This window comes from Nocardia anaemiae NBRC 100462, from assembly GCF_001612725.1.
GTDB classification, from domain to species: Bacteria; Actinomycetota; Actinomycetes; order Mycobacteriales; family Mycobacteriaceae; genus Nocardia; species Nocardia anaemiae.
Genome location: NZ_BDAZ01000012.1, coordinates 100,378 through 124,995, shown reverse-complemented (window position 1 = coordinate 124,995; position 24,618 = coordinate 100,378). Strand labels below are relative to the sequence as shown.

The window sequence follows — 24,618 nt, the reverse complement described above, 5'->3', positions numbered from 1 at the left end:
CTGTTGTGAATAGCGTGACGGGTCCGGCGAAACTCGTCAAGTGGCGGGCTCGACCCGATGATCGGCCAGATACCCTGCCCCACTGGGCTTATGCCGTCGAAATCACTGGTCGACGATGGCCGCGGCCAGCCACTTGCCGTCGACCTTCTGCATTTTCAGCACGATCGGGCCGGACGCGCTCTGCTGGGCGACCCCGTTCTTGTTCGCGCTGACCACGAAGTTCACGAGCAGCTCGGCCCGATCGTCGGTGAGCAAGGTCACCCCGATCGGATCGGCGAGGGCATCGGCGCTGGTCTGCGCCTGTTTCAGGGCGGCGAGATTGGTTTCGGCGTACTTGTCGAAATCGGCGAGCATCTGCCCGGTGACGACACCGTGCACCGCGTCCTTGTAGCCGTCGAGTTTGTTCACGTCGTAGGCGTAGATGGTCTTCAACGCGTGCGAGGCGGCCGCGGTCACCTCTTCGGTGGCCTTGGTGTCCACATAGGCCTCGTTCGAATCGTCGATACCGGGACGCACGGCCGCGACCGTCGCGAAGGCACCGAGCAGCACGGCGACCAGGAACAGGGCCGCGACCACACCCCAACCCGCGCGCGGACGCAACCGCTGTGACCACGGCCGCGACGGTCCGGCGGGCTGCGAAGTCGGACGGACCGGCTCAGCGGTACCGGCGACCTTCGTCCGGCGCTTCGTGGTCGCTTCCTCGGCCGCACGGGTGTTGCGGCGCGTGCCGACGGACCCGGTGCTCGCCGCCGTGCGGCCGACGGTGGGACGGTTGCGGGGAGTGACCCGATTGACTGGTCGACGAGATGCCATAACGGGTTCTCCTACGATCCGGGCTTGGGCGCGGGCGTGGCACCGGGCTGTGCGGCAGTCGGCTGATTCAGGGGGATCGGCTGACTCAAGGGACTCGCCTTCTCGGCCTTCCACACCTCGCCCTGCTTGACCAGATCAAGGGCCCAGGTCTGACGGTAGGAGTACGGCGCGACGTCTGGCGCGGTCCTGGTGGTCTGCAGCACGATGAGCGCGGAGGCGTGGTCGCGCTCGGAGTTCAGCGCGGTCAGCGAGGAGCCGATGACCTTGGATTCCAACCTGGTCTTGGCCTGTTTGGCCTGGTCACGGAACTGATCCTGAGTCTTGGTGGCATCATCGAGCAGCGATCCGGTCATCGACGACTGGATCAGCTTGATCGAACCGTCGACATCATTGGGATCCAGCGACATCAGATTGATCGCGGCCTGCCTGGCATCGGCGAGCGCGGTATCGCGGGCCTCGACGCGCGGACCGTCGGTGAAGAACGCCGCGCGCACCCAGCCGGTGCCGAACCAGACCGCGGCGATCAACGCGACGACCAGCGCGGCGGCCGCGACCATGGTGACCGCGAGTCGTCCGCGTGGCGCGTCCGCGGCCGCGACCGTGGGGCGCACGGGATCCGATGCCGTCGCGTCATGCGCTGCGGCATCAGCTTCCGTGGAATCGGAGCCGGACACCGCCGACGTTTCCTTGGACATGTCGATGCTCACAGCGAGACACCCTAACTGTTATTACTGCGGGGTAGCAGCATAGGTCCTGCTCACCGCTTGGGCGTGACCCCCAGCAGGGTGGCCATCTGCACGGCGATCGGGTTCAGATTCAGCTTCTCGGGATCGGTCTTGGGGTTGGAATCCCAGGGCTGCGCGATGCTCGGATCCGCCAGGTCGGCACGCAGCCCGCCGCGCACCGCGGTCGGATTGCCGAACGGCACAGTGCATTTCGCGTCCTTGTTGAACGGGAATTCGTCGCGGGTGTCGTCGAAGTCCGGGTTCTCCCGCTTCATCTGGTCGAGGATTGCCTTGGTGCCCTCGTAACCCTGGGTGCAGGCGGGCGGATTGTTCGTCTCCAGCACCAGACCGAAATGGCTGGTGCCGTCGCCGGGCGCGGTGGACGACGCGCCGATGGACAGCTGCGGCAGCATCTGCAGCAGCGGGCGCAGCGCGTAGAACTTCGGCGAGATGGACAGCAGCACCTGACGCAGGTTGGTCAGATCCTCGGTGAGCGCACCGCCACTCTCGTTCAGCAGCGCGGTGATCTGCTCACCGGCATCGGTGCCGGTGCCGATCAGCCGCCGGATATCCGGATCGCTCGAACGCAGTTGAGCGGTGAGTTCGTCGAGGCCCTGGCTGAACTGTCGGATGTAGCCCGACTGCTCGGCCTGGGTGCCCAGTGCGATCCGGCCGTCCCGGATCAGCTGGATCGTCTGCGGCAGGGTGTCGTTGAACGTCGCGGTGAATTTGTTCAAAGAATCGATGAAGACCTTGAGGTCGTCGCCCTTGCCGTCGAATGCCTTGCCGAGTTCGGTAACGGTGGTGTTGAGTGCGGTCAGATCGACCGAGCGGGTGAAGGTGTCCACGCTCGTCACCAACTGCTCGACCGAAATCGGTAAGGTCGCCGTGGCGATCACCGAGCCGTCACGTAGATACGGACCGTGGTCGGCATCGGGCTGGAGATCGACGTACTGCTCACCGATGGCCGAGCGGTTGGCGATCACCGCCTTGGCCGAGTCCGGAACCTTCGGCGCACTCGAATCGAGCACCAGATCGATCGCCACACCCGAATCGGTCAGTTCGAGACTGCCCACCCGGCCGACCGGAACGCCGCGATAGGTAACCTCGGCGCCCTTGTAGATGCCGCCGGTCTGTTTGGCGTCGACCTTCACCTTGTATTCGCCGATGCCGAGCATGTGCTCGAGCCGGACGTATTTGGCACCGACGTAAACCACGCCGAGCACCGCGATCAGGGCGAACGCGATCAGCTGGTAGCGCACCAGACGGGTCATCGCTGACCACCTCCGATCTGGTCGAGAATCGCCCCGAGCGGATCGGTCGGCAGCTGCGGCAGGCCGGCCGGGAAGCGAGGAATATTGGGCGGCAGCGGCAGCAGCGACACCGTCGGCCAACCCGGGCGAGGACCATTGCCGCCGTAGTACGGGTTGGTCGGGTTCACCGGCACCTCGGGGCCGTAGGGCGGCGGGATGTAGACCGGATCACCCTTGCCGACACCGAGATTGCTCAGCGTCACACCGATCTGCTGATCCACCGAGAGCCAGGTGTTCACCTGACCACCGAAGGTGCCCTCCAGTGTCGAGTCCGGGAACGGATAGGTCGGCACCAGCGGCAGCGCGGTCACCAGATCCGGTGCGGCCTTGCCGAGTTCCTGCAGGGTCGGACGCAGCGAGGTCAGATCCTTGATCAGATCGTCCTTCGAGTGGTTCAACACGTCGAAACCGGCCTGGCCCACCCGATCCAACTGCGCCAGAAGCGAAATCAGTTGCGGCCGTTGCTCGTCCAGAATCTTGATGCCCCGCGGCAGCTCATCGATGATGTGGCTGATCTGATCGGTCTGGGTACTCACCCGATTGCTCAACGTGGCCAGTCCGTCGATGGCCTTGGTGATGTCGTCGACCTGCTCGTTCAGCCCGCCGATCAGGGTATTGGCCTGATCCAGCAGCGAACGCACCCGCTGCTCGCGTCCGCCGAGGGTCTTGTTCAGCTCCGTGACGATCGGCTGCAACTGCGCGACGCCACCACCGTTGAGCAGCAATGACAGCGCACCGAGCACCTGCTCGACCTCGGTCGCGTGCCGGGTGTGATCAGCCGGTATGACCGAACCGTTGGCGAGCTTTTTGCTGTCCGGTTCCTCGGCGGGCTTGGACAGTTCGATGAACTTCTCGCCGAGCAGATTCGACTGCCGCACCTCGGCCCGCGCATTGGCGGGCAGGTCGACCGAGGAGTTCACCAGCGCGCGCACACTGGCGGTCCAGCCATCCGGTGCCAGGGCGATCTTCTCGACACGCCCGACCGCAACGCCCTCGACCTTGATCGCCGACTGTGGCACCAGATCGAGCACATCGTCGAACCGGATATCAATGGTCATCGGATGGTCGCCGACATCGGCGCCACCGGGCAGCGGCACCGCGTAGATACCCTCGGACGAGCACGACGCCACCAGGACCGTGCTCATGCCGACCACCAGCACGGCGCTGACCATTTCGAGCGACCGGCGAGCAGTCGCAGCGCGGAGAGTACGTGCCGCGGAACGGATTCGCGTGTTCATCGCTGGCCACCTCCCTGCGAGGGCGGAAGTTGATCGGACGGGGTGCCGGGAACCGTGCCCGGTACCGGGTCACGCTGCTGGTTGTCATTGCTGAGGATGCCGAACGGCAGGTTCAGCGTCGGCGTCTTGACACCGGCGGTGATCTGGTCGGTGATTTCCTTGCAGTGGTCCAGAATCGGGCGCATCTGCTTGCCGAGGGCCTCGAACTTCGGATCGCCCGGCATCAATTTGCTCAGATCCAGCATCTTGCACACCGCGCCGAACGGATCCTGCAGATCGGTGAAGTTGGCCCGCATATCGAGGGTGCCGGACTCGGCATTGTGGATATTGATCAGGTTGCTCAGCGCCAGCGGCAGGACCGGCAGTGCCGCGGCCAGATCGTCGCGCTGCTTGGCCAGCGTCGCGGTGAGCGTGGTCAGGCCCTGGGCATTGCGCTGGACCAGGTCCCGGTTCTCATCGATGAATCGGGCGACATCGCCGAGCGCGACCGAAAGCAGGTTCAGCGCCGCACCGAGATCCTGACGCTCCCCCGCGAGGAAGGTCGACAGATCCGCGAGCTGGGCATTGAATTGCCGCACCTGCTGGTCGTTCTGGGCCAGCATGGTGACGAAGGTCTGCAAATTCTTGACGGTGTCGAAGATATCGCCGCGGGCATCACCCAGGTACCGCGCCGCACGCGAGAGCTGAGTGATGCTGTTGGCAAGGGCCTCTCCGTTGCCCGTCAGATTCGCGGCCGAGGTGCGCACCAGCTGGTTCACCGAGCCCTGGGCGTTGGCGCCGTTGGGGCCCAACGCATCCGAGAGTTCGGTGATGCTCTTGTACAGCTGATCCACCTCGACCGGGGTGACCGTGCGATCGCGCGGAATGGTCGCGTTGCGTGCCATTTTCGGTCCACCGGTGTAGGCCGGGGTCAGCTGGATGTAGCGGTCGGACACGATCGACGGCGTGATCTGCGCGGCCTTGGCCTCGGCGGGCACGTCGAAGCCGCGGTCGACGCTCATCACCACCTTGACCTGCTCGCCCTGCGGTTCGACGGAATCCACCTTGCCCACCGGCACGCCGAGGATGCGCACATCCGAACCCTCGTAGATGCCGACGGAACGGTCGAAGTACGCGGTGATCTTCGTCGTGGTCATCCGGTCGAACAGCCACCAGAGGGCACCCGCCAGGACCAGCGCCGCGATCACGCCGATCGCGATGGTCGCCTTGGTGCCGCGACGCGAGGTGCGTATCGCGGTGAGCGGCTCCTTACGAGGCCAGTTCACCCCCATGTCAGTTACCTCCCATGGTGCGCACCGGCGGACGGTCGCCCGGAATCTCCGGCAGACCAGGCGGCAGCAGGTTCACGATCACCGCGTCGAACCAGCGACCGGTACCGAGCACATTGGCGTAGAGGCCGTAGAACGGCGCCGCGAGTTCCAGCGTCTTGGAAATGTTCTGCTGGTTCTCGTTCAGCAGATCGATGGAGGCCTCGAGGTTGGTCAATGCCGTACCCATCTGCTTTTCGTTATCGGCGACCAGCGCGCTCAGCTCCGCCGACACCGTCTTGGCTCCGGTGAGCAGCTGCGCGATGGACTGCTGACGAATGTTCAACTCGGCCAACAACTGTCCGCCGTTGGCCAGCAGGCGCTCGAACTGCTGATTGCGGTCGGCGAGCACACCGGTGGTCTGCCTGGTCGCCGCGAACAGCTTCTTCAGCTCCTCATCGCGCTTGCCGAGGGTTTCCGAGAGCCGGGCGACACCGTCGATGGAATTGCGGATCTCCGGCGGTGTGGTCTCGAACGCCTCCGAGAGCACCCGCATGCTGGTGGCCAGCTGCGCGGTGTCGATCTGATCGATTTGCTTGGCCGCATCGCTGAACGCGTCCACCACGTCGTACGGGGATACCGTGCGCGACAACGGAATCACCTTGCTCGGATCGGCAGGGTCGGAACCCTTCGGATCCAGCGCCAGATATTTCTGTCCCAGCACGGTCTTGATCTGGATGGAGGCGGTGGTCTCGTTACCGATCCAGGCGTCCTGGGTGCGGAAGTCGACGAGCACCTTGTTGCCGTCGAGCCGAACATCGGATACCGAACCGACCTTCACACCCGCGATGCGAACCTCATTGCCCTTCTTGAGGCCCGCGGCCTCCGAGAACTGCGCGGTGTACTTGGTGCCAGCGCCGATGATCGGCAACCGGTCCAGGAAGAACGCGGAGACCGTCACGAGCAGCACCATCGCGACGCCGAGCACACCCATGAACGCGGGGCTGCGCTTGCCGAGCAGGATCCGGTCGTCCATCAGTGACCACCCTTCCCCTGGCAGCGCGGCGCGGCATTGGTGTAGAGCGGCTGGTTGACCGTCGGCAGCCCGGCCGGGAGGTTGAGCTGCGGCGCATCCACCGCGCCGGGTCCGACCACGATGTCGATACCGCACAGATAGAACTGGAACCAGGAGCCGTAACTGCCGGCGCGGCCGAGCTTTTCCATCTTGATCGGCAGATTCGTCAGCGCCGTATTCACTTCGTCCTTGCGCTCGTCGATGGTGCCGGTGAGCTGGCTGAGCCCGGCGATCGAACCCTGCAGCGTCGGGCGGGTCGGCACCAGCAGATCCGCCGTGGCCGAGGCCAGATTGCCGAGCGAGGTAACCGAGCTGCCGATGGTGTCGCGTTCTGCGGCAAGTCCGCTGACCAGCGCCTCGGTATTGACGATCAGCTGGTCGAACTGGCCCTCACGCTCATTGACGGCATTGAGTACCGCCGTCAGGTTCTTCACCAGATCACCGATGACCGCATCCTTGTCGGCGATCTTGTTCGTCAGATTCGCGGTGGTCGCCACCAGATCGTGGATGGTGCCCTGCTCGCCCTGGAAGACCTGGATGATCTCGTAGGACAGCTTGTTCACATCATCGGCGGTCAGCGTCTGGAACAGCGGACGGAAGCCGTTGAACAGTGTGGTTAGGTTCAACGCTGGCCTGGTGTGCTCGAGCCCGATGGTCGCGCCCTTGTTGAGCTTGCGGCCCTGCTCCCCCGTGCCCTGCTCGAGCGCGATATAGCGCTGGCCGACCAGGTTTCGGTACTTGATGGTCGCCGTCGTGGAGGCGGGCAGCCAATCGCGGTCGGTCAATTCGAATCCGACCTCGGCCTGGCGCTTGTCCACGATCGAGACGCTGGTCACCTTGCCGACCCGGACACCGGCGATGCGCACCTCGTCACCGGGATTGAGCGAGGTGACATCGGTGAAGCGCGCCTTGAACGCCGTGCCCCCACCGGTGTAGTTGGCGATCGAGAGCCCGAGGATCGTCGTCGCCAACAGCGTGACGATGACGAAGATGATGAGCTTGGTCAGCGGCCCGCCGAGGCCGCGCATCGTATCCTTCATCGCACGCTCACCTCGCTGCCACGGAATGCGGGTGCACCGATCCGGGTGACCCAGCTGGGCACCTGGTCGGGCGAAACACCGTTCGCCGCACCGTAGATCGTGCCGAGCGTCTGCTGCTCGGCCGGTGAACCGGCGGTGGTCGGCACATTCGCGGCCGGGTACATGCCGAACTGCGGCGCCGACAGCTTTCCGCTGTCCTGGTCACCCGGATTGCGGCTCGGCACCGCATAGGAACCGTCATTGTTCGGTCCGCCGGTGTACTGGCCCGGATCGGTGAACGTCGGGTATTCCGGCACGCACCAAGGTCCGCGGGTGTCCAGCCATCGCGGCTCGTCCTGGTTGGGCAGGTACTTGCCGCGGGTATTGGTCAGCTCGATGCTGACTCGCGAACCGGGACGTGAGGTGCCCATGCCCATGATCTGGTCGATGCGCGGCTTCATCTTGGCGAAGTTCGCCAGTGCGCAGGCGTAGTTCGGCGAGTAGGTCGCCAGCTGTTCCAGCGCGGGACGTGAATCGGCGGCCACATCAATGATGTTGTCGCGGTTGGCGATCAGGAAGTCCGCGGTGGTGGCCGCGGTCGGGTTCAGCGTGGCCAGCAGGGTGTCGATCTGCGGGCGACGCTGCACGATGGTCGCGTTGGTGGTGCGCAGGTTGTTGAATGCGTCGACCAACTGCGGCAGCGCGTCGGAGTAGGTGGCGGCCACATCGGCGAAGCTCACCAGATCCTGCTTCAGATCCGGCATGACCCCGTTGACCTCGCGGAAGATGTGATCCAACTGCTCCACCGACTCACCGAGCGCCAGACCCTGACCCGACAATGCCTGGGACAGTGCACCGAGCGTCGATGCGAGATCCTGCGGCGGAATCGCCTGCAGCAGCGGCAGCACATCGTCGAGCAGCTTGCTGATCTCGATGGCATTGCCGCTGGTGTCCTGATGCAGGGTTACACCCTCGGTCAGATGCTGCTTACTCGGCTCGTCCGGGATGACCAGATCCACATACCGCTCACCGAACAGCGTCTTCGGCAGCAGCCGGGCCGTCGCGTTGACCGGAATCTGCTCGGCCTTGCCGGGATCGATCGCGAGGTCGAGGGTCACCTTGCCGCTCTCGGACCGGCTGGATCTGACCTCACCGACATTGACGCCGCGCACCTTCACATCGGCATTGCGGGTCAACGCATTTCCCACGCTGTCGGTGATCAATTCAACCCGGACGGTGTCGACGAACGCCTTGTTGTAGATCGCGACCGTCGTGACCAGAAATAGTGCGCAGACCACGAAGAATGCGACACCGAGCAGCCGGACACGCAATTTCTCCGTCGCGCGCCACATCTGCACGCTATTACTCATGACGGCACCTCACTGCCGCTTCGCATTTCGCTCATCCGGCAACCCGCACTGTCGTGGTGGTGCCCCAGATCGCGAGGCTCAGGAAGAAATCGAGCACATTCACGAGGACGATCGCCGCGCGCACCGCGCGACCCACCGCGACACCCACACCGGCCGGTCCGCCGGTGGCATTGAAGCCGTAATAGCAATGCACCATGATGATTACGAATGCGAAGACCAACACTTTCACGAATGAATACAAGACGTCTTCTGGCGGTAGAAACAGACTGAAATAGTGGTCATAGGAACCACTGGATTGTCCGTTGAACCAGATGCTGATCATTCGCGACGCCAGGAATGTGCCCAGCAGGCCCACGATGTAGAGCGGGATCACCGCGAGGAAGCCCGCGATCACCCGGGTGGTGACCAGGAACGGCACACCGGGCACCGCCATCACCTCGAGCGCGTCGATCTCCTCGGAGATCCGCATCGCGCCCAATTGGGCGGTGAAACCACAACCCACCGTCGCCGATAGCGCGAGCGCGGCGACCAGCGGCGCGATCTCACGGGTATTGATATAGGCGGTGAGGAAGCCGGTGAGCACCGAACTGCCGAGCGCATCCAAGGCCTTGAAGCCCTGCAGACCGACGACGACGCCGACCGAACCGGACATGAACACGATGACGCCGATGGTGCCGCCGATGACGGCAAGCGCACCACTGCCGAAGGTCACCTCGGCAAGCAGCCGCATGACCTCCTTGCGGTAATGCACCGCGGTGCGCGGAATCCAGGCGATGGCCTTGGAATAGAACGACATCTGATCGCCCGCGCGATCGATGACGTTGACCGGCACACGTGCGATCTCACGGGCCCGGCGGGCGGATTTCGCCAGGGCCGGGGGACGGTACGAGGTGGCCACGGGTCAGGCGCCCTTGGCGGGGACGACCTGCAAATACACCAGTGTCAGGATCAAGTTCACAAAGAACAGAACCATGAAGGTGATAACCACGGATTGGTTCACCGCGTCTCCGACTCCTTTCGGGCCCCCTTTGGGATGCAACCCCTTGTACGCGGCGATCACGCCTGCGAGCAGACCGAATACCAAGGCCTTGATCTCGCCGATCCACAGGTCCGGCAGCTGGGCCAGTGCGGAGAACGAAGCGAGGTAGGCGCCCGGTGTTCCGCCCTGGAGCAGCACGTTGAAGAAGTAGCCGCCCGCGATGCCGACCACCGACACCAGACCGTTGAGCAGCAGCGCGACCAGCATCATGCCGAGTACGCGCGGTACCACCAGCTTCTGCACCGGATCGACGCCGAGCACCTCGAGCGCATCGATCTCCTCACGGATGGTGCGCGAGCCGAGGTCGGCGGCAACCGCCGAGCCGGCCGCGCCCGCGATGATCAACGCGGTGACAACGGGAGCGGCCTGCTGGACGGTAGCCAGCACACTGGTTGCGCCGGTAAATGATTCGGCGCCTAGTTGTTTGATCAAAGAGCCGGTCTGCAGCGCGACAACCGCACCGAACGGGATGGCGACCAGTGCGCTGGGCAAGATCGAGACACTCGCGATGAACCACGACTGCTCGATGAATTCGCGCAACTGGAAAGGCCGTTTGAACGTCTTGCGCATAACGTCGATGAGCAGCGCAAAGATGTTCCCGGCCTGGCCAAACCCCGACTCTACTGGAGTCCGCAATCGCGCCAGGGTGGAATTCACGATCGCAGATGTTACCCGTTAGTTGTGTTGTGGCGCACGGTAGTGTCGAATGACCCACCCTGATATCCGCCCAGGTCCCCATTCTGGTACGCCATCACCTGCGTGTCGTCGCTCTCCGCAAGTGACTCACGAATAGCCACCTGGGCCGCATGCGGCAGGGTGTGCATGATTTCGCGGACGCGCGCCTGACGGCGAATCACGGCCTGGCGCACCGGCATACCCGGAGTGGCCCGCATCTGCGGAATGATGCCCTCGACCTCTTCCGCGCCACCGTGATGGTGCCCGGCGTCGACGAGGGCCTGCTCGCGCGCCATCTGCGCCTCGTCCTTCTCCTCCGACATACCGATCGGACCGATCATGCGACCGTTGAGGAACTGCTTGACCACCGGCTCCTCCGAGGTCAGCAGCACCTCACGCGGACCGAACATCACCAGCGAGCGACGGAACAGCATGCCGATGTTGTCGGGCACCGTGCGGGCCAGGTTGATGTTGTGGGTCACGATCAGGATCGTCGCGTCGATCTGGGCGTTGATGTCGATCAACAGCTGCGACAGGTAGGAGGTGCGGACCGGGTCCAGACCGGAGTCGGGCTCGTCGACGAGGATGATCTGCGGATCCAGCACCAGCGCCCGGGCCAGACCGGCGCGCTTGCGCATACCACCGGAGATCTCACCGGGCAGCTTGCCCTCCGCACCGAGCAGACCGGTCAGCTCGAGCTTCTCCATCACGATCTTCTTGATGTCGGACTCGGACTTCTTGGTGTGCTCGCGCAACGGGAACGCCACGTTGTCGAACAGGTTCATCGAGCCGAACAGCGCGCCGTCCTGGAACAGCACACCGAACAGCTTGCGGATTTCGTAGAGCTCCTTATTGGAACAGGTGGTGATATCGGTGCCGTCGATGAAGATCGAACCGCGCTCCGGACGCAGCAGACCGATCAGCGACTTCAGAAAGACGGATTTACCGGTACCCGAGGGGCCGAGCAGCGCGCTGACCTCACCCGAGGGCAGCGTCAGAGAGACATCCTGCCAAATACGCTGTGAACCGAAGGATTTGGTAACACCCTCGGTCCTGACCTCGACGCCCACGCCAACCTCCACAAATTCTCAGCGAGCCACCCACCGGCGAACCGCGCTATTCGGTATCACGGTGTGTCGCGTCACAGTGGGTGCGGTCACTGTATCCCATCAGCATGACGCGGCACACCCTAACCTGACCGAAGAGTAACCCCGGATCACTCGCAATAATCGCAATACCGTCGCACGCGTCGCGAGAATGCAAACGGGCGGCCCCCAATGGGGACCGCCCGTTCCGGCGAGTTACTCGCGAATTACTTGACCGAGACCTTGGCGCCGGCCTCTTCCAGCTTCGCCTTGGCAGCCTCGGCGGCCTCCTTGGCAACCTTCTCCAGGATCGGCTTCGGGGCGCTCTCGACGAGGTCCTTGGCTTCCTTCAGGCCCAGGCCCGAGACGATCTCACGGACCACCTTGATGACCTGGATCTTCTTGTCGCCCGCACCCTCGAGGATGACATCGAACTCGTCCTGCTCCTCGGCGGCCTCGGCCGGAGCGGCAGCGCCACCGACGGCGGCGACGGCGACCGGAGCAGCCGCGGTGACCTCGAACTTCTCCTCGAACTTCTTGACGAAGTCCGACAGCTCGAGCAGGGTCATGTTGCCGAAGGTCTCGAGCAGTTCGTCAACGTTGGCCATTGTTGTTTCCTTTCGGTAGTTGATTGTCTATGTGGGCGAGCCGCACGCGAGTCACCCGGATGGGGTGTTTACTCGGCGGCCGAGCCGCCCTCTTCGGCCTGCTTCTTCTCCTGCAGCGCGGCGGCCAGGCGGGCCACCTGCGAAGCGGGAGCGTTGAACAGTCCGGCTGCCTTCGCCAGGTTGCCCTTCATCGCGCCGGCCAGTTTGGCCAGCAGCACCTCGCGGGACTCCAGGTCGGCGATCTTCTCGACCTCGGCAACGGACAGCGCGGCGCCGTCCATGTACCCGCCCTTGATGATGAGCGCCTTGTTCTCCTTGGCGAAGGTCTTGATGGCCTTCGCCGCGTCGACCGGCTCGCCCTTGATGAAGGCGATGGCGGTGGGTCCGACGAACAAGTCGTCAAGGCCAACGACGCCCGCTTCCGCGGCCGCCCGCTTGACCAGGGTGTTCTTGGCGACGGAGTAGGTAGCGCCTTCGCCGAGCGCGCGACGCAGATCGGTGAGCTTACCGACCGACAGACCACGGTATTCCGTGATGACGGTGGCCGACGAGCTCTTGAACTGCTCCGTGATCTCTTCGACCGCGGTGACCTTCTCGGGTTTTGCCATACTTCGCCTCCTCTCTGGATGTCGGTTCGTATTCGAACTGCCGAGTACCAGGGGCCAGCGATAAAGCAAACGCCCCGAACGCAGAACGTTCCGGGGCGCAGTAGGTGATCGACCCAGATATAACCCGGGTCAATTCCCAGCCTCGGTCCTCCCTGCGTGGGCCGCCGGCTCGATGCCGGACCTTCGACCACACCCGAATGGGCGCGGCGACCAACGGTCTTCGGTAGAACGGATTGGGTAGTCATCGAACTCGTCGATTACTTCGGTCCAGCGTAGCCGAGCCCACCCTCATCTGCCAAAACGGTCCTGAACGGGAACCCTTTCGCGCCTGAATTGTTGTGGCGCGACTCACAATTGGACCTCAGATGTGTCGGACGTCGCCGCCATAAGGTGTTACCAAGAGTGACAGTTACTGTTTGACTACTGAACTATGGCAACCTCCATAGTCGATCCACCGATGTTGCTGGAACGACGCACCAGGCGCTTCCTCGCTCTTGCCGTCATCTGTCTGGCGGAGCTGCTGGTCGTCCTCGACAACACCATCGTGAATGTGGCCCTGCCCTCCATCGGAGTGGAATTGGCCACCGGCGTCAGCGGCCTGCAATGGGTCGTCGATGCATACACCCTGACCTTCGCCGGATTGTTGCTGGCCTTCGGCAATCTCGGCGACCGCTACGGACGCCGCCGCGTGATGATGCTCGGCCTGGTCGGCGTGGCCGTCATGTCGATCGGCGGTGCGCTGTCGGAATCCATGGGCAGTGTCATCGCCGCCCGCGCCGCCATGGGCATCTTCGCCGCGGCCGTCTTCCCCGCGACCTTGGCATTGATCATCAATATCTTCACCGATAAGCGCGAGCGCGCACTGGCAATCGCAGCATGGACGGCCATGGCGGGATTCGCCATCGCGATCGGCCCGATCTCGGGCGGCTGGCTGCTGGAACACTTTTCCTGGCATTCGGTCTTCTGGATCAATGTGCCGGTGGCGGTCATCGCCTTGGCCGCCACCCTGATCTGGGTGCCAGAATCGCGATCCGCCCAGGTGGGGCGACTCGATCTGCCGGGCATCGGGCTGTCGGTCATCGGCATCACCGCGCTGGTGTGGGCCATTATCGAAGCGCCGCGCTACGGCTGGCTTTCCACCACCACACTTGGTGTCGGCGCACTCGGCGCCGCACTGCTCGCGGCCTTCATCACCTGGGAATTGCGTACCAGTGCACCGATTCTCGATATGCGACTGTTCCGCAATCGCCGATTCTCCATGCCCGCCTTGGCGATTGCCGTCGGCTACTTCTCGATGTTCGGATTCCTGTTCCTTATTACTCAGTACTTTCAAGGGGTACGGGAGTACACGCCGCTCGAATTCGGTATCGCCTCATTGCCATTCGCGTTCTCGGTGGCGATCGGCGCACCGATCGCGACGCTCATGGCGACCCGCATCGGCACCACGCCGGTGATCGTATTCGGGCTGTTGCTCACCGGGCTCGGGCTGTATCTCGGCGGGCAGGTCACGGTGGACAGCAGTTATGTCATCGGCGTGCTGCCCTCCATGGTGTCGATGGCGCTCGGCCTGGCCATCGTGCAGGGTCCGGCCACCGAATCGATCATGTCGTCACTGCCGCTGAACGAAGCAGGCTCCGGGTCGGCGGTCAACGACACCACCCGCGAGATCGGCGGCACCCTCGGCGTCGCGGTACTCGGCTCGATTGTGGCCTCGTACTACACGACTCGCATCGGCGCACGCATCGATGCGGTGCCGAAGGGGCTGATGAGCGATAACGAGAAGGGCCTGGTGAAGGCAAGTCCGCTCAGCGTGCTCGAAATGCGCAAGCGTCCGCTGGCGCCATTCTTCGAGAGTCAGCGCGAAAACCTCATCATCGCAATGAAAACCGCAGCACTACAGGGCTCCCACGCGGCATCACTGGTCGCCGCAGGCGCCGTAGTAGTGTGCGCCCTCATCGTCGCCATCTTCCTCCCCTGGGGCGCACAGGAGGGTGAGTCCATCCTCCTCGGCTGGCGCAAGTCCGACTGACCGTCGAGTCGAAGGGTGGTTCGGATGTGCTCCGGCAGCCACCCTTTTACTCGCCTCGTCGGCGGTCAGACGTGCGCGGCCTGGCGGGCCAGAAGGGTGAGGGCTGCCAGTGCGCCGGTGCGGAATTCGGGGGTAGTGACCAGGCCGTTGGTGTCTACGGCATCGCGTGCAACGGGTAGGCGGGGGCAGTTCGCCGGGTCGACCACCGCGCCGACGTAACCCAGAACCGTTGTCAGGGTCGCGGCCGCACCCTCCCCGCGGCCCTGAGCGGCGACATTGAGGAAGGCGGTCGGCTTTTCATAGAGGTCGGCGGTGCCGACGGTCCAATCGAGCAGGTTCTTGAAGCTGCCGGGAAGGGTGCCCGCATATTCGGGAGTGCAGAGCAGGACGGCGTCGGCGCGGGAAAGGTGTTCGCGCAGTGCGTGAACCGAGGGGTGGGCGGTCCCGTCGTCGTCCGGATTGAAGGCGGGGAGTTCGGCAAGCCCCTCGTACCAGAAGGTTTCGATACCCTCCGGCGCGATCGCCGCCACGGTGCGCAATGCGGCGGTATTGGTCGAAGCACCGCGAGTGCTTCCGGAGATGAGCAGAACAGCGGTCACCTGAGGGGCAACGTCGGCGACAAGTCGAATAGTCCGGCGCGAACTTTCGGAATCGATGTCAGCAGTTCCCAGTGCGCATGATCCGGTCCGAAAAGCACAAAGGACGGGAACGCGATTCGCGTTCCCGCCCCTGCAGTGTTCAGCTTCCGAGGAGCTGGCGTGCTACTTACGCATCCTCTTCGAGGAGGTTGCGGGTGCGGTTCGGGTCCACCGGGATGCCCGGTCCGGTGTTCGTCGAAACCGTCACCTTCTTGACGTAGCGGCCCTTCGCGGTCGACGGCTTGGCACGCAGGATCTCGTCCAGCGCGGCGCCGTAGTTCTCCACCAGCTTGGCATCGTCGAAGGACGCCTTACCGATGACGAAGTGCAGGTTGGCCTGCTTGTCGACGCGGAAGTTGATCTTGCCGCCCTTGATGTCGTTGACGGCCTTGGTCACATCGTTGGTGACCGTGCCCGTCTTCGGGTTCGGCATCAGGCCGCGAGGGCCGAGGACACGCGCGATCCGGCCGACCTTGGCCATCTGGTCCGGGGTGGCGATCGCGGCGTCGAAGTCCAGCCAGCCGCCCTGGATCCGCTCGATCAGATCCTCGGCGCCGACGGCGTCCGCACCGGCGGCCTCGGCCTCGGCGGCCTTCTCACCGGCCGCGAACACGATGACGCGGGCGGTCTTACCGGTGCCGTGCGGCAGGTTGACCGTGCCGCGGACCATCTGGTCGGCCTTGCGGGGATCCACACCGAGACGAACGGCGACCTCGACGGTCGCGTCGGTCTTGGTGGTGGCGGTCTCCTTCGCCAGACGCGCGGCGGCCAGCGGGGAGTAGAGCTGAGTGCGATCGACCTTCTCGGCCGCGGCGAGATACGCCTTGCTTCGTTTTGCCATGATTGTCTGTCCTTAATGTGGTTCAGAAGTGGTTATCGGGTCTGGCCGACCCTCCCACCGGGATTGCGAGCCGCGGCTCACGCCTCGACGGTGATGCCCATCGAACGTGCGGTGCCCGCGATGATCTTGGCCGCCTGGTCGATGTCCTTGGCGTTCAGATCTTCCTGCTTGGTCTTGGCGATCTCCCGGACCTGGTCCATGGTGACCTTCGCGACCTTGGTCTTGTGCGGCTCGGCCGAGCCCTTCTGCACACCGGCGGCCTTGAGCAGCAGCTTGGCGGCGGGCGGGGTCTTCAGCTTGAAGTCGAAGGACCGGTCCTCGTACACCGAGATCTCGACCGGAATGACGTTGCCACGCTGCGACTCGGTCGCGGCGTTGTACGCCTTGCAGAACTCCATGATGTTGACGCCGTGCTGACCGAGCGCGGGGCCGACCGGAGGGGCCGGGTTCGCCTGGCCGGCCTGGATCTGAAGCTTGATGATCCCGGCGAGCTTCTTCTTCTTGGGGGGCATCTTTCTTTCCTAGGGTTTTGGTGTCCTTGCTCTTTGCAAGCCTGGTGAATCAACCCGTGCGCCGGGCCGATTCATCCCGCGATCCCGGCCGGAGCCGAAACCGCGGAACTAGATCTTCGCGACCTGGGTGAACGCCAGTTCGACCGGAGTCTCGCGACCGAAGATCGACACGAGCACCTTGAGCTTCTGCTGCTCGGCATTGACCTCGGAGATGCTGGCGGGCAGCGTCGCGAACGGGCCGTCCATCACGGTCACCGACTCGCCGACCTCGAAGTCGACCTCGATGACCGGCTTGGGCGCGATATCGGCGGAGGTCGAAGCCGCGGCGGCGGCCTCGGCAGCGGGCTTCTTCTGCTGCTGCGCGGCCGGGACCAGGAACTTCACCACATCATCGATGGAAAGCGGCGACGGCCGCGAGGTGGCGCCGACGAAACCGGTGACACCGGGGGTGTTGCGCACCGCGCCCCACGATTCGTCGTTGAGTTCCATCCGGACCAGGATGTAGCCGGGCAGCACCTTGCGGTTGACATGCTTGCGCTGGCCGTTCTTGATCTCGGTGACCTCTTCGGTCGGCACCTCGACCTGGAAGATGTAATCCTCGAGGTCCAGGTTCTGCACGCGGGTCTCGAGGTTGGCCTTCACCTTGTTCTCGTAACCGGCGTACGAGTGGATTACATACCAATCACCGGGGGCGCGCCGCAGGGCGGCCTTCATCTCGGCGACCGGGTCGGCGGGTTCGGCATCGACAGGAGCGGCCTCGACAACTTCGGCGTCAGCGGCGTCGGATTCGTCGACAACAGCTTCCTCGACGCCCGCGGACTCCTCGACGGTCTGCACCGCGTCGTCGACCGGGAACTCGTCGGTTGTGTCGTTCTCCGGGGTGCTCACTGGGGCACTCGCTTCCTGTGTCGTCACGTACATCCTTTGCGTACCGGGCCGGGCGCGCTGTGTAACGCGCCGCCCCCGGGGTCGGCTACCGGCGTCGGCGGCGATCAGCTAGCCGAACAGCCAGTTGACACCCTTGATGAACGCCAGATCCAACCCGCTGATGAACGCGACCATGAAGATCACGAACACCAGAACAACGCTCGTATAGGTGACCATCTGCTTCCGGTTGGGCCAGATCACCTTGCGCAGTTCCGCGACTACTTCGCGCAGGAACTTGATCAAACGCTTGAACGGGTTACCCGTCTTTTTGCGCTCGGCCCGATCGGTTTTCTTGGCTGCCTTGCCCAACGTGGGCCGATCGATCGTGGCGATCGAGCCCGAATCGGCATTGCGACTGCGCCGCGCGGACCGCTTACCGCTCGGCCGAGCCACCGCGGCGGTGTCGTCGTCCTCGGCATGCGCGCCGCGGCGATTATCCCGCTCGTCGCTCACGCCGTCACCTCGCTTCGCTCGGCGCCGCCGTGCGCGATGCGCGCTGTGCCAATGGCTCGCTCGCTACGCTCGCTCACGTCGATCCTTTCGTCGCTGGCATCCAGGGCAGGGGCGACAGGACTTGAACCTGCAACCTGCGGTTTTGGAGACCGCTGCTCTGCCAGTTGAGCTACGCCCCTTCGGTTGGACGATCCAGCTGTCCAACCACTGTTCTGTGTTCAGTTGTCGTACTGCTATCTGGTGTCACACAACACGCGCGCCACTCCGGCAGTTGCCGGCCCCGTCGGCGAATCCTTGCGGACTCACCTGGAACCAGCCCTTGCAGAGCAGCGCGCAGCGGCTGGTGACCCCAGAAATCTGAGTGTACGTTACCGCCTGCGGCATATGCCAATCAGGGTCGCTCGACCAGGTCAGGCCAGTTGGACCGTCGCGGTGGCGCGTCCGAAGATCTTCCTTCCCGCCGACTTCGCCACAATGGCGACGACCGCGGTCCGGGTCTCCGGATCCACCGACTTCACCTTACCCGTGAACTCGACCTCCGCAGGCTCCTCGGAGCCGACGTAGACCGGACTGGTGAAGCGGACGTTGTACTCCTTGACCGCACCGGGATCGCCGAGCCAGGAGGTGACGAACCCGCCGCCGAGGCCCATGGTGAGCATGCCGTGCGCGACCACATTGTCCAGACCGACCAGCTTGACGACCTCGTCACTCCAGTGGATCGGATTCGCGTCGCCGGAGACACCGGCGTAGTTCACCAGATCGCCGCGGGTCAGCCGGACGGTGCGCGCGGGCAGCTCGTCGCCGACGGCGATATCCGCGAACTCGAGCGCGTGCTTGCTCGGCGTGATCGCGGGCGCCGCGGCCACCGGCACCGTGGACGCACCGGCGGCGTCCGGGGTGCGCGGATGGTGGCTCGGAGCGTCCTCGCCGATACCGTGCATGAGCACATTGCGGACCGCGCCCTGCAGGTTCGGATCGATATCGCCGCCGCTGCGCCCGATCAGCGTGGTGTAGGTGGTGAGCACCACCTCGTTCTGCGCGGTGACGATGTTCTTGGTGACGATGATGTCGCCGCCGAAGGCCTGCCGGAACGAGTGCAGGTAGACATCGCAGACCAGCTGGTCGCCGACCTTGATGGGCCGGTGGAATTCCAGGATCTGATCGGTCTGCATGATCTGGCTCAGGTCGTAGCCGGTGACGATCTGCTCGAAGAGTTTGCGCTGGGCCAGAATTCCGACCAGGGAGATGAAGGTGAGCGGGGCGAGCAGGCTGTCGTAGCCGTACTCCTGCGCGGCGTCTTCATCCCAGTGCACGGGATGGTAGTCCTGCACGGCGCGGGCGTATTCGCGCACCTTCTCGCGGCCGACCTCGTAGTAGTCGTCGACGCGGTAGTGATGACCGACCATCGCCGCGGCATGCGCTGCGGCGTCGAGTTCTTCGTCCGTTGCGACCGCTTCGTCTGTACCGGTGTTGATTGTCACGGGAGGACTGTACCTATCTGACCCCGAGCCCCGGAGTCGACGGAGCGTTCACGACTGCGCCTCGCTAGCGCTCGGCTCCGTCGTGCCCGCTTGGCGGCTGTGCTTATGGCTCTCTCGCTTCGCTCACTCGCAGGACTGCGCCTCGCTAGCGCTCGGCTCCGTCGTGTCCGCTTGGCGGCTGTGCCGATCGGTTACTCGCTTCGCTCGCAACGCCCACCGCACTCGAGCCGTGAAACACGTCAGGGCCGGACATATGTCCGGCCCTCGCAAGTGTCACGACCCGATAATCCGAGGCGAACCCGGAAGCCAATCAACGCGGCAGCGGCACGCGTGGTGGACTAGCGGGATTCGCGGTGCGCCCGGTGGGTACCGCAGTTCGGGCAGAACTTCTTCAGCTCCAGCCGATCCGGGTCGTTGCGCCGGTTCTTCTTGGTGATGTAGTTGCGGTGCTTGCACTGCTCGCAGGCCAAGGTGATCTTTGGCCGGACATCGGTGGACTTCGCGGCCACGATATTCCTTCTTTCGGGTCAACCAGATGGTCTGATCGGTCTTTGGTAGCGATGGCCGGACTTGAACCGGCGACACAACGATTATGAGTCGTTTGCTCTACCGACTGAGCTACACCGCCACGGGGTCGCATTGCTCGGTGATGCCGCGCCCAACCTTGGAGATGCCGAGTCGGTCACCACCGGCAATCCGGCGAGCCCCCTAACGGAATCGAACCGTTGACCTTTTCCTTACCATGGAAACGCTCTGCCGACTGAGCTAAGGGGGCATGACTAGCTCCGCACCGTGACCTACGCTCAGGACTCCGGCGCGGCGAAGTCTTGAACGAGGTTACACACTCACCGGTCGCACCTCCAAACCGGGTGGTCAGGGCGGTTTTTGCGACCACACATCGGCGGGCGCCAGCACGCCTACCGGTAATTGACGAACTGCAGCGCTATGCCGAAGTCCTCACCCTTCAGCAATGCGATCACTGCCTGCAGATCGTCGCGCTTCTTACTGGAGACGCGTAATTCGTCGCCCTGGATCTGCGCCTTCACTCCCTTGGGGCCCTCGTCGCGGATCTTCTTGGAAATCTTCTTCGCATGTTCGGTGTCGATGCCCTGCACCAGCGTGCCGGTGATTTTGTAGGTCTTGCCGGAGGCCGCGGGCTCACCGGCATCGAAGGCCTTGAGCGAGATATCGCGGCGGATCAGCTTTTCCTTGAACACCTCGAGCGCCGCCTTGACCCGCTCCTCGGCCTCGGCACTGAGCACGATCTTGTCCTCACCGGACCATTCGATACTCGCGCCGGTGCCACGGAAGTCGTAGCGGGTGTTCAGCTCCTTCTCCGCCTGATGCAGCGCGTTGTCGACCTCCTGACGGTCGACCTTGCTGACAACATCGAAAGACGAATCGGCCACACTTCGCTCCTGTCCTGGCGGTCCAACGGGTTTGTAACCGGTTGTTCCGGTCACCGTCAGTTCTACCCCGGAGCGTGACCGTAGTCCCGCCGCATGGCCGATGGCCAGCCGGTTTGCATTCTGGGTGCGGGTTCGTTGTAAGCTGCTCTGCGCGCCGGAAAGCGCGACGGCAGGTTGCCCGAGCGGCCAATGGGAGCAGACTGTAAATCTGTCGGTGAAAGCCTACGTAGGTTCGAATCCTACACCTGCCACCGAAACCCCCGACGATCATCATGATCGGCGGGGGTTCCTCGTTTCTGCGAGCATTTATCGCTGTCGAAGTGTGGCCGGGTCGGTCGCATTCAGGGTCGCAACGAGTTCGTCCTCTTCGTAGCTGAAATGGGTTTCCAATTCATTTGCGAGACGATCGAATTCGACACGCAATCGCACGGGATCGGCACTGTTGAGCAGCTGCTGCAAATCGGTGAGTGCCGCGGCGACGACATCGTGCTCACGCTGGAGCCGCTCGACCACCGGGGCCAATTCGGGATGCTGGCGGGCCAATGCCGGAAAGACGCCGTCCTCGTTGGTGTGGTGCTCATGCAGCGCGCCGCAGAAGGCGACACAGTGGCTGCGCAGATCCTTTGGCAGACTTGGGATTTCACCGCCCTCCCGGAGTTGATCGAGTTGCGTGCGAACCGTCGCCAGGTCGCGCCGCAATTGCTCGTGCACGTCCCGCAGATGGTCACCGATGGCGGCCGCGCGCGGGGTCGCCTGTGCATCCGTCATGTCCTGCGCCCTTCCGGATCGCCGGTCGAACCGGCGACCGCTGGTACTAGCCTTGCCATAGAGATCAGATTTTGCTTTGCAAGCAAATATATTTTGTAAGCAAAGACTATTTGGAGGTGTGAGCGATGTCAACGGGTGCGCGCGGCAGTGGCGTCGACGAGAGCATCCGGAGTCTGCTGCTGCTCATGCCGCGGCTGGTAGGGCGGGCCAAGAAGATGCGCGTTCCCGAAGAGTTGCAATCGTTTTCGCTCGCACCGCGGCATCTGTCACTGCTGGCGAATCTGGTGTTCGAGGGACCGATGACGGTGAACGAACTGGCCGCGCGGCTGGAAGTCGCGCCGACGACGGTGAGCCTGATGGTGGGTGATCTGAGCCGTCAAGGGGTACTGGAGCGGCGCTCGGATGCGGCGGATCGCCGTCGCACCATCGTCGCGATCGCGGGGGCGCACGAGAAGTCGGTCAACGCATGGCTCGGTGGCAGCGCGCGGGCGTGGCGGAAGGTGCTCGAGCCGTTGAATGCCGAGCAGCGGCGAATGTTCGTGGAGACGCTACGGGCCTACGAACAGGAACTCGCGGCCGAACACGATCGAGGGCGTCCAGACCAGCGCGCCGATCAGTAGTTGCGGGGACCGCCCGCCATTTCCTCCAGGCGGGCGATGCGCTCGGCCATCGGCGGGTGGGTGGAGAACAGGCGCGCCGCACGCTCACCGGCCCGGAACGGGTTGGCGATCATCAGGTGCGACTGAGCTGTCAGCTGCGGCTCAGGCGGCAGCGGGGCGGCCTGTACACCGCGCTCCAGCTTGCGCAGCGCCGAGGCCAAGGCGAGCGGGTCACCGGTCAGCTCGGCGCCGGACTGGTCGGCTTGATATTCGCGGGAGCGGGAGACGGCCAATCTGACCAGGGACGCGGCGATCGGGCCGAGCAGCGTCACCAGGATCACGCCGAGGATATTGGGGCCGTCGCCATTGCGGTTGCCGCCGAACATCGAGGCGAAGAAGGCCAGGTTGGCCAGGCCGGAGATGACCGCGGCCAGTGCGCCCGCGATCGAGGAGATCAGTATGTCGCGGTTGTAGACGTGCGATAGCTCGTGGCCGAGTACGGCACGCAGTTCGCGCTCGTCGAGGAGCTGCAGGATGCCGCTGGTGCAACAGACCGCGGCATGGCGCGGATTGCGGCCGGTGGCGAAGGCGTTGGGGGCGTTGGTAGGACTGATATAGAGCCGCGGCATCGGCTGACGCGCGGTGGTCGCGAGCTCACGCACGATGCGATAGATGACCGGCGCCTCCAGCTCACTGACCGGCTGCGCGTGCATGGCCTTGAGCGCGATCTTGTCGCTGTAGAAGTAGGCGTAGGCATTCATGCCGACCGCGATCAGGATCGCCAGGAAGAGAATCATCGGGCTGCGGAACATCGCCCCGGCGAACACGATCAAGGCCGAGAGCCCGACCATGAGCCCGAACGTCTTCAGCCCATTCGCATACCCGTGCATGTCCGCCTCTCCGCGTATTCAGGCCATACAAGGCATTACACCAGGTCAACGCCAAGGGCGGAGCGAAGGTTCCTGATCGAGATGTGAGCTCGGTGCCACCTAGCCGACGCGTTCGATGGTGTAGCGGACCAGGCGCTCCAGTGCGTCGTTGGCCGGGCCCGACGGCAGCGCGGAGAGTTCGGCGTGCGCGATATCGGCGTAGCCCTGCAACTTTTCCTTGGCGAGCACCATGCCTCGCGAGTGGGCGAGCAGCGACAGCGCCTCCTCGACCTCGTCGTCGGTCTGCAGCGGATGCGCGAGCAGTTTGCGCAGGCGGTCACCCTCGGCGCCCTCATCGCGCAGCGCGTACAGCACCGGCAGGGTGTGCACGCCCTCGCGCAGGTCGGTGCCCGGCGTTTTGCCGGATTGTTCGGCGGCCGAGGAGATATCGATGATGTCGTCGGAGATCTGGAAGGCGGTGCCGACCGCATCGCCGAGGCGAGCCAGCCGCTCCACGTGTTCGGCGCCGGCGCCGGAGAAGGTGCCGCCGAAGCGTCCGGCGGCGGCGATCAGCGAGCCGGTCTTCTCCCAGACCACGCGCAGGTAGTGCTCGACCGGATCCTGGGATTCGCGCGCGCCCATGGTTTCGCGCATCTGACCGGTGACCAGTTCGGCGAAGGTTTCGGCGATGATCCGCACGGCATCCGGGCCCAGGGTCGAGGTGAGCCGGGACGCGTGCGCGAAGAGATAGTCACCGGCGAGGATGGCGATGCTGTTGCCCCAGCGCGAATTCACGCTCGGGGCGCCACGGCGCATGGGGGCCTCGTCCATGACGTCGTCGTGGTAGAGAGTCGCCAGATGCACCAGCTCGACCACGGTGCCCGCCGTGATCAGCGCCGGATCGGTGGGGCGCGGACCGAGCTGGCCGGTGAGGATGGTGAACAGCGGGCGGAATCGCTTGCCCCCGGCCTTGGCCAGATGCAGCGCCGCCTCCTGTAGGAACAGCTCGCCGTCGGACAGCTCGTCGATCAGGAGTTGTTCGACATCGATGAGGCCATTGCGCACGGTCTCCGCGAGCTCGGTATCACCGAGATCGACTCCGGCCACCACCGTGCTCTCATCACTCACAGCCGATGTGCTCATCTCTTCTCCCAGCGATGCGTCCGACCCCACGGTAGAGAACCTAGCGTGTCCCCGCCGCGCGGCCCATGAACACCGTCACTATGCGGTGTATCAGACACTTTTCCACATTGTTTTCCGACCGCATCGACCGCATG

Annotated in this window: 26 protein-coding genes and 4 tRNA genes; 3 read left to right on the top strand and 27 right to left on the bottom strand. The window is 64.3% G+C overall.

Translation table 11 applies throughout. From position 1 onward, the window contains the following. Positions 1-102: 102 nt before the first annotated feature. From NA5_RS08865 to rplJ, 13 genes are all read right to left on the bottom strand, one after another. Entirely contained in the window at positions 103-813 is a 711-nt protein-coding gene (locus NA5_RS08865) for a hypothetical protein (RefSeq protein WP_062983829.1), read from the bottom strand. A gap of 11 nt (positions 814-824) precedes the next feature. Then, the gene (locus tag NA5_RS08860; protein ID WP_157110295.1) at positions 825-1,520 is read right to left on the bottom strand and encodes an Rv1363c family protein; all 696 of its coding nucleotides are present in this window, start codon (positions 1,518-1,520) and stop codon (positions 825-827) included. A gap of 50 nt (positions 1,521-1,570) precedes the next feature. Next, positions 1,571-2,812, bottom strand: coding sequence for an MCE family protein (locus tag NA5_RS08855; protein WP_062983827.1), 1,242 nt, complete (start codon positions 2,810-2,812; stop codon positions 1,571-1,573). Then, positions 2,809-4,023: an MCE family protein gene (locus NA5_RS08850; RefSeq protein WP_062983825.1), complete on the bottom strand. Its 1,215-nt coding sequence runs from the start codon at positions 4,021-4,023 to the stop codon at positions 2,809-2,811. The genes NA5_RS08855 and NA5_RS08850 overlap by 4 nt, the downstream gene beginning before the upstream one ends. 62 nt (positions 4,024-4,085) lie before the next feature. After that, positions 4,086-5,360: an MCE family protein gene (locus NA5_RS08845; RefSeq protein ID WP_062983823.1), complete on the bottom strand. Its 1,275-nt coding sequence runs from the start codon at positions 5,358-5,360 to the stop codon at positions 4,086-4,088. Position 5,361: 1 nt separating this feature from the next. Further along, on the bottom strand, positions 5,362-6,372 hold the full coding sequence (locus tag NA5_RS08840) for an MCE family protein (protein WP_062983821.1): 1,011 nt from the start codon (positions 6,370-6,372) through the stop codon (positions 5,362-5,364). Then, the gene (locus NA5_RS08835) at positions 6,372-7,439 is read right to left on the bottom strand and encodes an MCE family protein (RefSeq protein ID WP_062984015.1); all 1,068 of its coding nucleotides are present in this window, start codon (positions 7,437-7,439) and stop codon (positions 6,372-6,374) included. Before NA5_RS08835 ends, NA5_RS08840 begins: the two co-directional genes overlap by 1 nt. 8 nt (positions 7,440-7,447) lie before the next feature. Beyond that, a complete protein-coding gene (locus tag NA5_RS08830; RefSeq protein WP_157110294.1) occupies positions 7,448-8,800 on the bottom strand; it encodes an MCE family protein in 1,353 nt (450 codons plus the stop codon). 31 nt (positions 8,801-8,831) lie between these two features. Next, on the bottom strand, positions 8,832-9,596 hold the full coding sequence (locus tag NA5_RS08825; protein WP_245672164.1) for an ABC transporter permease: 765 nt from the start codon (positions 9,594-9,596) through the stop codon (positions 8,832-8,834). A gap of 105 nt (positions 9,597-9,701) precedes the next feature. Beyond that, on the bottom strand, positions 9,702-10,409 hold the full coding sequence (locus NA5_RS08820; protein ID WP_245672163.1) for an MlaE family ABC transporter permease: 708 nt from the start codon (positions 10,407-10,409) through the stop codon (positions 9,702-9,704). A 98-nt stretch (positions 10,410-10,507) separates the two neighbouring features. Further along, entirely contained in the window at positions 10,508-11,584 is a 1,077-nt protein-coding gene (locus NA5_RS08815) for an ABC transporter ATP-binding protein (RefSeq protein ID WP_174555213.1), read from the bottom strand. Between the two features lie 242 nt (positions 11,585-11,826). Beyond that, positions 11,827-12,207, bottom strand: a complete 381-nt coding sequence (rplL, locus tag NA5_RS08810; RefSeq protein WP_062983816.1) for a 50S ribosomal protein L7/L12 — start codon at positions 12,205-12,207, stop codon at positions 11,827-11,829. A gap of 68 nt (positions 12,208-12,275) precedes the next feature. Then, a complete protein-coding gene (rplJ, locus tag NA5_RS08805; protein WP_062983815.1) occupies positions 12,276-12,815 on the bottom strand; it encodes a 50S ribosomal protein L10 in 540 nt (179 codons plus the stop codon). 430 nt (positions 12,816-13,245) lie between these two features. On the opposite strand from rplJ, the gene NA5_RS08800 reads away from it, so the two are divergent. After that, entirely contained in the window at positions 13,246-14,844 is a 1,599-nt protein-coding gene (locus NA5_RS08800) for an MFS transporter (protein ID WP_245672152.1), read from the top strand. A 65-nt stretch (positions 14,845-14,909) separates the two neighbouring features. Here NA5_RS08800 and NA5_RS08795 read toward each other — a convergent pair whose 3' ends face one another. The 11 genes from NA5_RS08795 to NA5_RS08745 form a co-directional block, all read right to left on the bottom strand. After that, the gene (locus NA5_RS08795) at positions 14,910-15,443 is read right to left on the bottom strand and encodes an NADPH-dependent FMN reductase (RefSeq protein WP_062983811.1); all 534 of its coding nucleotides are present in this window, start codon (positions 15,441-15,443) and stop codon (positions 14,910-14,912) included. A gap of 166 nt (positions 15,444-15,609) precedes the next feature. Beyond that, positions 15,610-16,323: a 50S ribosomal protein L1 gene (rplA, locus tag NA5_RS08790; RefSeq protein WP_040696013.1), complete on the bottom strand. Its 714-nt coding sequence runs from the start codon at positions 16,321-16,323 to the stop codon at positions 15,610-15,612. 77 nt (positions 16,324-16,400) lie between these two features. Next, complete coding sequence (gene rplK, locus NA5_RS08785) at positions 16,401-16,835, bottom strand: 50S ribosomal protein L11 (RefSeq protein ID WP_062983809.1); 435 nt, start codon at positions 16,833-16,835, stop codon at positions 16,401-16,403. Positions 16,836-16,943: 108 nt separating this feature from the next. Continuing rightward, positions 16,944-17,723 carry a transcription termination/antitermination protein NusG gene (nusG, locus tag NA5_RS08780; protein ID WP_062983807.1) on the bottom strand — a complete coding sequence of 260 codons (780 nt, stop codon included), beginning with the start codon at positions 17,721-17,723 and terminating at the stop codon, positions 16,944-16,946. 108 nt (positions 17,724-17,831) lie between these two features. Next, positions 17,832-18,215 carry a preprotein translocase subunit SecE gene (gene secE / locus NA5_RS08775; RefSeq protein ID WP_062983805.1) on the bottom strand — a complete coding sequence of 128 codons (384 nt, stop codon included), beginning with the start codon at positions 18,213-18,215 and terminating at the stop codon, positions 17,832-17,834. A 106-nt stretch (positions 18,216-18,321) separates the two neighbouring features. Then, a tRNA-Trp gene (locus NA5_RS08770) sits at positions 18,322-18,394 on the bottom strand. Positions 18,395-18,625: 231 nt separating this feature from the next. After that, positions 18,626-19,690, bottom strand: coding sequence for a fused (3R)-hydroxyacyl-ACP dehydratase subunits HadA/HadB (locus NA5_RS08765; protein ID WP_062984013.1), 1,065 nt, complete (start codon positions 19,688-19,690; stop codon positions 18,626-18,628). Positions 19,691-20,034: 344 nt separating this feature from the next. Continuing rightward, a complete protein-coding gene (rpmG, locus tag NA5_RS08760) occupies positions 20,035-20,205 on the bottom strand; it encodes a 50S ribosomal protein L33 (protein ID WP_011211653.1) in 171 nt (56 codons plus the stop codon). Between the two features lie 43 nt (positions 20,206-20,248). Further along, a tRNA-Met gene (locus NA5_RS08755) sits at positions 20,249-20,324 on the bottom strand. Positions 20,325-20,398: 74 nt separating this feature from the next. Beyond that, positions 20,399-20,471, bottom strand: a tRNA-Thr gene (locus NA5_RS08750). A gap of 142 nt (positions 20,472-20,613) precedes the next feature. Next, positions 20,614-21,105 (bottom strand): YajQ family cyclic di-GMP-binding protein, encoded by a 492-nt coding sequence (locus NA5_RS08745; RefSeq protein WP_062983802.1) that lies wholly within the window; start codon positions 21,103-21,105, stop codon positions 20,614-20,616. A gap of 168 nt (positions 21,106-21,273) precedes the next feature. Here NA5_RS08745 and NA5_RS08740 point away from each other — a divergent pair. Continuing rightward, positions 21,274-21,356 (top strand) — tRNA-Tyr (locus NA5_RS08740). A 55-nt stretch (positions 21,357-21,411) separates the two neighbouring features. Here the strand turns inward: NA5_RS08740 and NA5_RS08735 are convergent. Continuing rightward, positions 21,412-21,873 (bottom strand): hemerythrin domain-containing protein, encoded by a 462-nt coding sequence (locus NA5_RS08735; protein WP_062983800.1) that lies wholly within the window; start codon positions 21,871-21,873, stop codon positions 21,412-21,414. 125 nt (positions 21,874-21,998) lie between these two features. Between NA5_RS08735 and NA5_RS08730 the strand changes: the two genes are divergently transcribed. Continuing rightward, positions 21,999-22,493 carry a MarR family transcriptional regulator gene (locus NA5_RS08730; protein WP_062983797.1) on the top strand — a complete coding sequence of 165 codons (495 nt, stop codon included), beginning with the start codon at positions 21,999-22,001 and terminating at the stop codon, positions 22,491-22,493. Here NA5_RS08730 and htpX read toward each other — a convergent pair. Together htpX and NA5_RS08720 are read right to left on the bottom strand one after the other, a co-directional pair. Further along, positions 22,487-23,362, bottom strand: coding sequence for a zinc metalloprotease HtpX (htpX, locus tag NA5_RS08725; RefSeq protein WP_062983795.1), 876 nt, complete (start codon positions 23,360-23,362; stop codon positions 22,487-22,489). The genes NA5_RS08730 and htpX overlap by 7 nt on opposite strands. A 99-nt stretch (positions 23,363-23,461) precedes the next feature. After that, positions 23,462-24,484, bottom strand: coding sequence for a polyprenyl synthetase family protein (locus NA5_RS08720; RefSeq protein ID WP_062983794.1), 1,023 nt, complete (start codon positions 24,482-24,484; stop codon positions 23,462-23,464). Positions 24,485-24,618 lie beyond the last annotated feature (134 nt).

Excerpts from the sequence above, each read along its gene's own strand:
- NA5_RS08730 (WP_062983797.1), top strand. The coding sequence starts at position 21,999 with ATGTCAACGGGTGCGCGCGGCAGTGGCGTCGACGAGAGCATCCGGAGT.
- rplL (WP_062983816.1), bottom strand. The coding sequence starts at position 12,207 with ATGGCCAACGTTGACGAACTGCTCGAGACCTTCGGCAACATGACCCTG.
- rplK (WP_062983809.1), bottom strand. The coding sequence starts at position 16,835 with ATGCCCCCCAAGAAGAAGAAGCTCGCCGGGATCATCAAGCTTCAGATC.
- NA5_RS08845 (WP_062983823.1), bottom strand. The coding sequence starts at position 5,360 with ATGGGGGTGAACTGGCCTCGTAAGGAGCCGCTCACCGCGATACGCACC.
- rplJ (WP_062983815.1), bottom strand. The coding sequence starts at position 12,815 with ATGGCAAAACCCGAGAAGGTCACCGCGGTCGAAGAGATCACGGAGCAG.
- NA5_RS08830 (WP_157110294.1), bottom strand. The coding sequence starts at position 8,800 with ATGAGTAATAGCGTGCAGATGTGGCGCGCGACGGAGAAATTGCGTGTC.
- NA5_RS08800 (WP_245672152.1), top strand. The coding sequence starts at position 13,246 with ATGGCAACCTCCATAGTCGATCCACCGATGTTGCTGGAACGACGCACC.
- NA5_RS08855 (WP_062983827.1), bottom strand. The coding sequence starts at position 2,812 with ATGACCCGTCTGGTGCGCTACCAGCTGATCGCGTTCGCCCTGATCGCG.
- htpX (WP_062983795.1), bottom strand. The coding sequence starts at position 23,362 with ATGCACGGGTATGCGAATGGGCTGAAGACGTTCGGGCTCATGGTCGGG.
- NA5_RS08825 (WP_245672164.1), bottom strand. The coding sequence starts at position 9,596 with ATGTCGTTCTATTCCAAGGCCATCGCCTGGATTCCGCGCACCGCGGTG.
- NA5_RS08835 (WP_062984015.1), bottom strand. The coding sequence starts at position 7,439 with ATGCGCGGCCTCGGCGGGCCGCTGACCAAGCTCATCATCTTCGTCATC.
- rplA (WP_040696013.1), bottom strand. The coding sequence starts at position 16,323 with ATGGCAAAACGAAGCAAGGCGTATCTCGCCGCGGCCGAGAAGGTCGAT.
- NA5_RS08735 (WP_062983800.1), bottom strand. The coding sequence starts at position 21,873 with ATGACGGATGCACAGGCGACCCCGCGCGCGGCCGCCATCGGTGACCAT.
- NA5_RS08720 (WP_062983794.1), bottom strand. The coding sequence starts at position 24,484 with ATGAGCACATCGGCTGTGAGTGATGAGAGCACGGTGGTGGCCGGAGTC.
- NA5_RS08820 (WP_245672163.1), bottom strand. The coding sequence starts at position 10,409 with ATGCGCAAGACGTTCAAACGGCCTTTCCAGTTGCGCGAATTCATCGAG.
- NA5_RS08840 (WP_062983821.1), bottom strand. The coding sequence starts at position 6,372 with ATGGACGACCGGATCCTGCTCGGCAAGCGCAGCCCCGCGTTCATGGGT.
- NA5_RS08865 (WP_062983829.1), bottom strand. The coding sequence starts at position 813 with ATGGCATCTCGTCGACCAGTCAATCGGGTCACTCCCCGCAACCGTCCC.
- NA5_RS08850 (WP_062983825.1), bottom strand. The coding sequence starts at position 4,023 with ATGGTCAGCGCCGTGCTGGTGGTCGGCATGAGCACGGTCCTGGTGGCG.